This is a genomic window from Sphaerotilus sp. (assembly GCF_013299175.1).
Lineage (GTDB): Bacteria > Pseudomonadota > Gammaproteobacteria > Burkholderiales > Burkholderiaceae_C > Sphaerotilus.
Genome location: NZ_JAAFKF010000161.1, coordinates 1 through 5,646 on the forward strand (window position 1 = coordinate 1; position 5,646 = coordinate 5,646).

Consider the following 5,646-nt stretch of genomic DNA (forward strand, 5'->3'; position numbering starts at 1 on the left):
GCACGCGGTCTACCTGCCGCCGCACCTGCAGGGCTGGCGGATCGACGCCCCCGGCGCGGGCGGCGGCGTGGTGCTGGACATCCTCGTCCACGACGGCGACCTGCTGCGCTTCCTGCTGCAGGCCGAACCGCGCCGCATCACCACCGTCACGCGCCAGCACGGCCTCGGCCAAGGCCAGGTCGAGGACAGTGCGATGAGCCTGATCGAGTTCGACGGCGGCGTGCTGGCGCAGACGCACGAATCGTTTGTCGCCCGACACGCCGCGACCCGGCTGCACGTCCTCGGCACCGAAGGCGCGCTCTACGCCGAAGGCTCGCTGACGCAGGCCGGCGCCGGGCGGCTGTGGCTGCGCGACGCGGCGGGCGAGCGGGAGGTCGAGGTGCCGGCGGTCGATCTGTACGAAGTGGGCTTCGACGCCTTCGTGCGCGCTTGCGCCGGGCAGGGGGCGCCGCTCGCCACGGGGGTGGATGGTGAACGCTCGATGGCGGTGGCGCTGGCGGGGCTGGCGAGTGCGGCCAGTGGGCGGGCGCGGCAGATCGATTGACGTGGAAAACCCCCTCCCCAACCCTCCCCCGCTGGGGGAGGGAGCAGGACAGACAGCCAGACGCCTCGCGCTTGCTCTCCTCCCCCCAGCGGGGGGAGGCCGGGAGGGGGGCTTCGGAATCAGAAGGAACCCATCATGGAAACCTGGATGCACGACATCCCCGCCGCCGTGCGCGCCAACCAGCGGCAACTGCGCAGCGACATCCCCAACCTCGCCGGCCGCTTTACCCGCCTGACCGAAGCCTTGAACGACGAGGTCTCGGCCATCCGCAGCGAGATGGCGAGCGGCCACGCCGTCCCCGAGATCGCCTACGCCGACATCGCCGCCGGCCGCGTCTCGCCCGCCGAGGTCGCCCGTGTCCACCGCCGCGGCTGCGCGGTGATCCGCGGTGTGTTCGACCCGGCGCAGATCGCCGAGTGGAACGAGGAGGTGGTGCGCTACATCGACGAGGTGGGCTACCTGCTGCGGATGAAGGACAAGGCCGGCCTCGACAAATACTTCAGCGCCCTGGCCGCCGGCCGGCCGCAGATCTTCAGCCTCTACTGGTCCAAGCCGCAGATGCAGGCCCGCCAGCACCCGAACTTGGCCGTGACGCGGGCGTGGCTGAACCGGCTGTGGACCTTCGAGAAACCCGGCCCGGACGGCAGCATCACCCGCTTCTTCGACCCCGACCGCCAGTTCAACTACGCCGACCGCATCCGCCGCCGCGAAGCCGGCGATTCGACGCTCGGCCTGTCGCCGCACTCGGACGGTGGCTCGGTGGAACGCTGGTGCGAGCCGTCGTTCCGGCACCTGTACCGCGAGGTGCTGCAGGGCGACCCGCTCGCGTTCAATCCCTTCGATGGCGAAGGCCGCACGGCGACGAAGGAAATTCCCTCCCCCGCCGTCTGCTCCGCCTTCCGCACCTTCCAGGGCTGGACCGCGCTGACCCGCCAAGGCCCCGGCGACGGCACGCTCAAGCTGGTGCCCATCGCTCGCACGACGCCGTGGATGCTGCTGCGGGCGCTGCAACCCGATGTGCCCGAAGGCGACCTCTGCGGCGCACAGCCCGGCCGGGCGCTCGGTGCGTCGATGCAGTGGCACCCGGAACTGCTCGCCGGGCTGGTGTCGATCCCCGAGGTGCAGCCGGGCGACACCGTCTTCTGGCACTCCGACGTGATCCACGCCGTCGAGAACCAGCACACCGGCAGCGGCTACAGCAACGTCATCTACATCGGCGCCGCCCCGTGGTGCGACAAGAACGCCCGCTTCGCCGAGCGGCAGGCCGCCCACTTCCTCGCCGGCCGCAGCAGCCCGGACTTCGCGCCCGAGGACTACGAACTCGACTTCACCGGCCGCGCCACGCCCGCCGACCTCAGCCCGCTCGGGCTGCAGCAGATGGGCCTGACCCCGTGAACACGGCACCGACCATGACGACCCCCGCTTTCCGCACACCCGAGTTCCTGCTCGGCCACATCCGCCACACGCTGGCGTTCTACGACGGCCGCTGCCTCGACCCGACGGGCGGCTTCTTCCACTTCTTCAAGGACGACGGCACCGTCTACGACCACCGCACGCGCCACCTCGTCAGCAGCACGCGCTTCGTCTTCAACCACGCGATGGCGTACCGGCGCTTCGGCGATCCGGCCTACCAGGAAGCGGCGCGCCACGGCCTGCGCTTCCTGCACGATGCCCATGCGCAGCCACAAGGCGGTTTTGCGTGGCAGCTCGACTGGGATGGCGAACGCCGCGTGGCGACGGTGCAGGACGGCACGAACCACTGCTACGGCCTCGCCTTCGTGCTGCTGGCGCACGCCCACGCGCTGATGGCCGGCATCGACGAGGCCCGCGCCGGGCTGGACGCGACCTTCGACCTGATGGAACAGCGTTTCTGGGAACCCGCGCACGGCCTCTACGCCGACGAGGCGACGCCCGACTGGCAGGTCGGCCCCTACCGCGGCCAGAACGCCAACATGCACAGTTGCGAGGCGATGATCGCCGCCTTCGACGCGACGCAAGACCCCCGCTACCTCGACCGCGCCCTGACGCTGGCCACCTCGGTCACACAGCGGCTGGCCGGGCTGTCGGGCGGGCTGGTCTGGGAGCACTACCGCCCCGACTGGTCGGTCGATCCCGACTACAACCGCGACGACAAGACCAACATCTTCCGTCCCTGGGGCTTCCAGACCGGCCACCTCACCGAGTGGGCCAAGCTGCTGCTGCAACTGGAGGTGCATCTGGTGCGGCGACAGGCCACGTCCGGCGACGCGGTGCCGGCGTGGATCGTCCCGACCGCCCGGCATTTCTTCGACACCGCCATGCGCCACGGCTGGGACCACACGCACGGCGGACTCGTCTACGGCTTCGCGCCGGGCGGCGAGGTGTGCGACGCGGACAAGTATTTCTGGGTCCAGGCCGAGAGCTTCGCCGCCGCCGCGCTGCTGGCGGTGCGCACGGGTGATGCCGCGTACTGGCAGTGGCACGACCGGATCTGGGCCTACAGTTGGGCGCACATGGTCGATCACGTCCACGGCGCCTGGTACCGCATCCGCACGCCCGACAACCGCGCCTATTCCGACGAAAAAAGCCCAGCCGGCAAGACCGATTACCACACGATGGGCGCCTGCTGGGACGTGCTGCGCGGCCTCGGCGCTTGACGGACACGGTCAGTTATCCACAATTTTATCAACAGAGTTATCCACATGCTCCGCCACCTCGTGCTGCTCAAGTTCAAGCCGGACACCACCCCGGCCGCCATCGCCGACATCACCGCGGCCTTCCACGCGCTGCCCGCGGCGATCGACACCGTGCGCGCCCTCGAATCCGGCACCGATGTCAGCCCGGAAGGACTGGCCCGCGGCTACACCCATGCCTTCCTGCTGACCTTCGACGACGCCGCTGGCCGCGACCACTACCTGCCGCACCCGGCGCACCAGGCGTTCGTGGCGCGGCTGCAGCCGCTGCTCGACGACGTGCTGGTGCTTGACTACACCACCAGCGGCGGCTGACCGGCCCCTTCGCTGCGCCCCACCGTGCGGGGAATCGCCTCTGCCAGGAAATCCCAGACCCGCCGCACCAGCCCGCTGCCATGAACCTCGCGGTGGACGGCCAGCCAGCACGGCATCGCGGGAATCACCAGTTGCGGCAGCACCGGCACCACGCCCGGCCAGTGCCGCAGCGCATACAAGGCCGCGAAGCCGATGCCCGCCCCGGCGGCGATGAGCTGGCCGTTGGCGATCTGGTCGTCGGTGCGCAGCGCGAAGTGGGCGGGCGTGACCTGCAAGCCGCTCTGCTGGAAACCGCGCAGGACGGTGTCGTCGCGGTCGTAGCCGATCAGGCGGTGCTGGAGCAACTCGACCGGCGCCTGCGGCGTGCCGGCCCGCGCCAGGTAATCACGGTGGGCGCAGGCGACGATCGGCAGGTCCGCCAGCTTGCGCGCCACCAGCGAGGACTGCACCGGCCGCACCATGCGCACCGCGATGTCGGCCTCGCGGCGCAGCAGGTTCGCCACGTCGTTCGAGACCACCAGCTCGACCTGCACCCCCGGTTCGGCCACTTGCAGCGCCGCCAGCACCGGCGGCAGCAGCCACGCCGCCGCGACCTGGCTGGTGGTCACGCGCACGGTGCCGACCGTCGCCTCGCGGTTGCGGGCGAGCGCACGGGACAGCGACTGCGCCCCGTCGGCCATCTCGCGGGCCGCCTCGGCGATGGCCAACGCCGCTGCCGTGGGCACGACGCCGCGGCCGGTGCGTTCGAACAGCGGTGTTTTCAACTGCGCCTCCAGCTCGGCGATGTGGCGCGACAGCGTGGGCTGCTGCGCCCCGAGCTGGCGGGCAGCACCCATCAGGCTGCCAGCGTCCAGCACGGCCAGGAAGCTGCGGACCAGGGTCCAGTCAAAAGCGGTGGGGGCGTTTTCCATGCGGAACTGTATAGCTGGCTTGCACACTTCGTCGATTGTCGGATGCGCCGCGGCCCGCCAGACTGAACGCCTTCCCCACCCGCTGTCGGACCCTGCCATGACCACCGCCTCCGCCCCCCGCGTCCTGATCCTCGGTGCCAACGGCCGCTTCGGCGCCGCGGCGACTCAGGCGTTTGCCGCTGCGGGCTGGCAGGTGCTGGCGCAGGTGCGGCGCCCGCCGGCCATGCTCCCCACGGGTGCGCAGGCCGTGACCGCCGCGCTGTCGGACACCACCGCGCTGGCCGCCGCCAGCGGGGTGCGCGCCGTGGTGTACGCCGCCAATCCGGTCTACACACGCTGGGCCGCCGACCTGCTGCCGATGGCCCGTCAAGGCATGGCCGTGGCCGAGCGGCTCGGGGCGGTCTTCATGCTGCCGGGCAATGTCTACAACTTCGGCGCCGACATGCCCACGGCGCTGCGCGAAGACACCCCGCAGACGGCGAGCACCCGCAAAGGCCGGCTGCGCATCGCCCTGGAAGCCGAGTTGCAGTCACGCGCCGCCAGCGGCCGGCTGCGCAGCACCGTGATCCGGGCGGGTGATTTCTTTGGCAGCGGCTCGGGCACCTGGCTCGACCAGGCGATCACCAAGTCGCTCGCGAAGGGCAAGCTGGTCTACCCCGGCCCGACCGACCGGGTGCATGCGTGGACCTACCTGCCGGATCTGGCGCAGGCGTTTGTCCGCGCGGCGACACGGCCGGAGCCAGGACCAGCGTTTCGCTGCTGGCACCACCGCAGCCACGACGTGACCGGCGCCGAACTGCTGGACATGATCGAGCGCCTGGCCCGCGAACTCGGCCTCGCGCCGCATGGGGTGATCAGGCGCGGCGGGCTGCCGTGGGGCGTGATCCGGGCGGGTGGCTGGGTGGTGCCGATCTGGCGCGAACTGGCGGAGATGGCCTACCTGTGGGAGCAGCCGCACACGCTGGATGGCCGGGCGATGGCGTCCGCGCTCGGGCCGCTGCCGCACACGCCGCTGAACGTGGCCCTGCGGGCGACCTTGCGGCGCTGACCTCCCCTTGCGGGCTGCTATCGTGGCCCGCATGTGGACCTCCCTGCGCACCCTGCCCCGCACCGTCTGGCTGATCGGACTCATCAGTCTGGTCAACGACGCGGCCTCCGACATGCTGTATCCGCTGATCCCGCTCTACCTGTCGTCGGTGCTGAT

General features: G+C 70.9%; 6 protein-coding genes. 5 read left to right on the forward strand and 1 reads right to left on the reverse strand.

What is annotated here, in order from left to right; genetic code table 11:
- From QZW52_RS18315 to QZW52_RS18330, 4 genes are all read left to right on the forward strand, one after another.
- The coding region (locus QZW52_RS18315) for a Gfo/Idh/MocA family protein (protein WP_294001382.1) at nt 1–544 on the forward strand (544 nt) is incomplete at its 5' end.
- Nucleotides 545–679: 135 nt separating this feature from the next.
- Nucleotides 680–1,939, forward strand: coding sequence for a YbiU family protein (locus tag QZW52_RS18320; RefSeq protein WP_294001385.1), 1,260 nt, complete (start codon nt 680–682; stop codon nt 1,937–1,939).
- A gap of 14 nt (nt 1,940–1,953) precedes the next feature.
- Nucleotides 1,954–3,180 (forward strand): AGE family epimerase/isomerase, encoded by a 1,227-nt coding sequence (locus tag QZW52_RS18325; protein WP_294001388.1) that lies wholly within the window; start codon nt 1,954–1,956, stop codon nt 3,178–3,180.
- Between the two features lie 45 nt (nt 3,181–3,225).
- Nucleotides 3,226–3,531 (forward strand): Dabb family protein, encoded by a 306-nt coding sequence (locus QZW52_RS18330; RefSeq protein WP_294001390.1) that lies wholly within the window; start codon nt 3,226–3,228, stop codon nt 3,529–3,531.
- Here the strand turns inward: QZW52_RS18330 and QZW52_RS18335 are convergent.
- Entirely contained in the window at nt 3,510–4,442 is a 933-nt protein-coding gene (locus QZW52_RS18335; RefSeq protein ID WP_294001393.1) for a LysR family transcriptional regulator, read from the reverse strand. The genes QZW52_RS18330 and QZW52_RS18335 overlap by 22 nt on opposite strands.
- Nucleotides 4,443–4,539: 97 nt before the next feature.
- Here QZW52_RS18335 and QZW52_RS18340 point away from each other — a divergent pair, with 97 nt between their 5' ends.
- On the forward strand, nt 4,540–5,490 hold the full coding sequence (locus QZW52_RS18340) for an NAD-dependent epimerase/dehydratase family protein (protein WP_294001396.1): 951 nt from the start codon (nt 4,540–4,542) through the stop codon (nt 5,488–5,490).
- Nucleotides 5,491–5,646 lie beyond the last annotated feature (156 nt).

What these genes read in the sequence shown, in the direction of transcription:
- QZW52_RS18320 (WP_294001385.1), top strand. Translation starts at nt 680, where the DNA reads ATGGAAACCTGGATGCACGACATCCCCGCCGCCGTGCGCGCCAACCAG.
- QZW52_RS18325 (WP_294001388.1), top strand. Translation starts at nt 1,954, where the DNA reads ATGACGACCCCCGCTTTCCGCACACCCGAGTTCCTGCTCGGCCACATC.
- QZW52_RS18330 (WP_294001390.1), top strand. Translation starts at nt 3,226, where the DNA reads ATGCTCCGCCACCTCGTGCTGCTCAAGTTCAAGCCGGACACCACCCCG.
- QZW52_RS18335 (WP_294001393.1), bottom strand. Translation starts at nt 4,442, where the DNA reads ATGGAAAACGCCCCCACCGCTTTTGACTGGACCCTGGTCCGCAGCTTC.
- QZW52_RS18340 (WP_294001396.1), top strand. Translation starts at nt 4,540, where the DNA reads ATGACCACCGCCTCCGCCCCCCGCGTCCTGATCCTCGGTGCCAACGGC.